This window comes from Phenylobacterium sp. (assembly GCF_035276905.1).
Lineage (GTDB): Bacteria > Pseudomonadota > Alphaproteobacteria > Caulobacterales > Caulobacteraceae > Phenylobacterium.
Genome location: NZ_DATELG010000059.1, coordinates 1 through 2,611, shown reverse-complemented (window position 1 = coordinate 2,611; position 2,611 = coordinate 1). Strand labels below are relative to the sequence as shown.

General features: G+C 68.3%; 2 protein-coding genes. Both read right to left on the bottom strand.

What is annotated here, in order from left to right:
- The coding region (locus VJS38_RS02350; protein WP_324086544.1) for a methyl-accepting chemotaxis protein at nt 1–1,783 on the bottom strand (1,783 nt) is incomplete at its 3' end.
- Between the two features lie 53 nt (nt 1,784–1,836).
- A partial coding sequence (locus VJS38_RS02345) for a TonB-dependent receptor plug domain-containing protein (RefSeq protein ID WP_324086543.1) occupies nt 1,837–2,611 on the bottom strand: 775 nt, incomplete at its 5' end.

Genomic DNA, 2,611 nt, shown 5'->3' with positions numbered 1-2,611 from the left:
CGGCCAGGCGCGCGGCCAGGTCGCCGCAGGTCTGGGTTAGCTGGGCGGCGGCGGCGGTGGACTGTGCCACCATGGCGGCGTTCTGCTGGGTGACCTGGTCCATCTGGTTGACGGCGGTGTTGACCTCGTTGAGGCCGGTCGCCTGTTCCTGGGCCGAGGAGGCGATCTCCGAGACCAGGAGGTCGATCTGCTCGACCTGGGCCACCATCGCTTGCAACGCCTCGCCGGTCTTGCCGACCAGGTCGACGCCCTGGCCGACCTGTTGGCTGGAGGCCGAGATCAGGGCCTTGATCTCCTTGGCGGCGTCCGCCGAGCGCTGGGCCAGGGCGCGGACTTCGGAAGCCACGACCGCGAAGCCCTTGCCGGCTTCTCCGGCGCGGGCGGCCTCGACCCCGGCGTTCAGCGCCAGAAGATTGGTCTGGAAGGCGATCTCGTCGATCACGCCGATGATCTGGCTGATCTGGCCGGCGGACTTCTCGATCTCGCCCATGGCGTGCACCGCCTGGCGGACGACCTCGCCGCCGGTCGCGGCGCTGGCCTTGGTCGTCTGCACTGCGGCGCGGGCGTTCTGGGCGCCCTCGGCGGACTTGCGGACCGTGGCGGTGATCTGGTCGAGTGCGGCGGCCGTCTGCTCGAGGCTGGCGGCCTGCTGCTCGGTGCGGCGCGACAGGTCGTCGGAAGCCCCGGCGATCTCGTCGGCGCTGACGCCGATCTGCGAGGTGTTGGAGGCGATCACCTGCATCGCCTGCTGCAGCTTGGCGACGGCGGCGTTGAAGTCGCTGCGCAGCTGCTCGTATTCCGGCGAGAAGGGCTCGTGGACGCGGTGCGTCAGGTCGCCCCGCGACAGTTGCGAGAGACCGTCGGCCAGGGCGCGGACCACATGGGCCTGCTCTTCCTGCGCCTTGGCGCGCTCGCGCTCGACCTGCTCGCGCATCGCCGCCTCGCGCGCCTGGCTCTCCTCTTGCTCGCGGCGCATGGCCGCCAGCCGTTGCTGGTTGTCCTTGAAGACCGCCAGGCCGCGCACGATGGCGCCCAGCTCGTCCTTGCGCTGCAGCTTGTCGGTGTCGACGCCGTGGTCGCCGCCGGCCAGCTTCTCGGTGGCGCCGGCGATGTCGCTGATGCCGCGCTTGACGCCGAGGATGCTGACCATCGACATGCCGACCACCGCCAGCAGGGTCAGGAGCGACCCGCCCAACACCACCTGGCCCACCGCCTTGGCGTCGTCCGCGTTCTTGGCGGCGGCGGCGGCGGAGTCGGCCTGCACCGCCTTGACCGCCCCATCGAGGTTGCTGGTCATGCGGCTGTATTGCTGTTCGAAGGGCGCGACGAAGGACGCGGCGGTGTTGAAGTCGACGCCCAGCATCGAGCCGACGACCTCGATCCCGCCGCGGTAATCCGTCAGATCCTTGGTGACCTTGGCGAAGTTCGCCTGCTGGCTGGCCGGGATGTTCGCCTTCAGCTTGGCCAGATCGGTCTTGATCGAGTCCACCTCGCCCAACAGCGCCTGCACCTTTTCCGGCGAGCCTGAGCTGGCGGCGTTCTGCGCCTTCTCGGTAAGCAGCTGGTAGATCTGCAGATGCGCCGCCGTGATCCGCTTCGAAATGGCCGCGAGCTTCAGGCTCACGCTCATGTCGTGCTGGACCACGCGGTCGAGGGCATGGCTCTGCAGTTGCTGGGTGTAGAACCCGCCGGCGGACACCGCGGCGAGGACGATCACGGCGAAGGCCGGCGCGAGCGCCATTTTCACCATGATCGAGAGGTCGGCGAAGCGGAGCGATTTCATCTCGGTCTCCAAGGCTAGGAACGGCCCCGCCGAAAAGCGGGGCCGTTGTCAGGTCACCAGGTCTTGCTGAGCGTCAGGTAGACGCGGCGATCGGCTTCGATGCCGGAGGTCAGGGCCTGGCGCTTCTGCGTCAGGCCTTGGCCGCTGACCGCGACGGTGAAGCCGTGGTCGAAGTTGCGGGCCACGCGGGCGGCGAGCGTCCCGTAGGCGTCGACCTGCCGCGGGGCGCCCTTGGCCACGCCGAGGGCCGCCATCTGATACTTGCTCTGGTAGCGGAGGAAGCCGTCCACGCTCCATTGGGCGTTGTCCCAGCCGACGTTCAGATTGGCGCGGCTCTTCGGCGTGGTCAGGGCGAAGGCCGCCTGCTTGCCGGACAGAATGTCGCCGGCGTAGCGCGCCTTCGGGCTGTCGCTGACGTCAGTGTAGGTGTAGTTCGCAGTCCAGCGGACGCCGTTCTTATAGGCGCCCTTCATAACCGCTTCGACGCCCTTGACCTCGGAGTCGGAGACATTCGCGAACCGGATGATTGTGAGGGCCGGCGACACGATGTCGGGGCGCAGGATGTCAGGCTGGCCGACGATGTCCTTGGACTTCTGATAAAAGAGCCGGACGCTGGCGCTGCCGCCGATCTGCGGCAGGGACCGATCATAGGACAGACCGTAGTTGGTCACCACGGTCGGCTCCAGGTTCTGGTCACCCCTATAGATCAAGTTCGAACCGAGGGGGATGAGCGCGCCCAGCGACCAGAGCGAGGGGATCTGCGAGCCGCGCGCGTAGGTCGCCCGCAGGGTGTCCACGTCAGTCGCCGACCAGACGACGCCGGCGTTG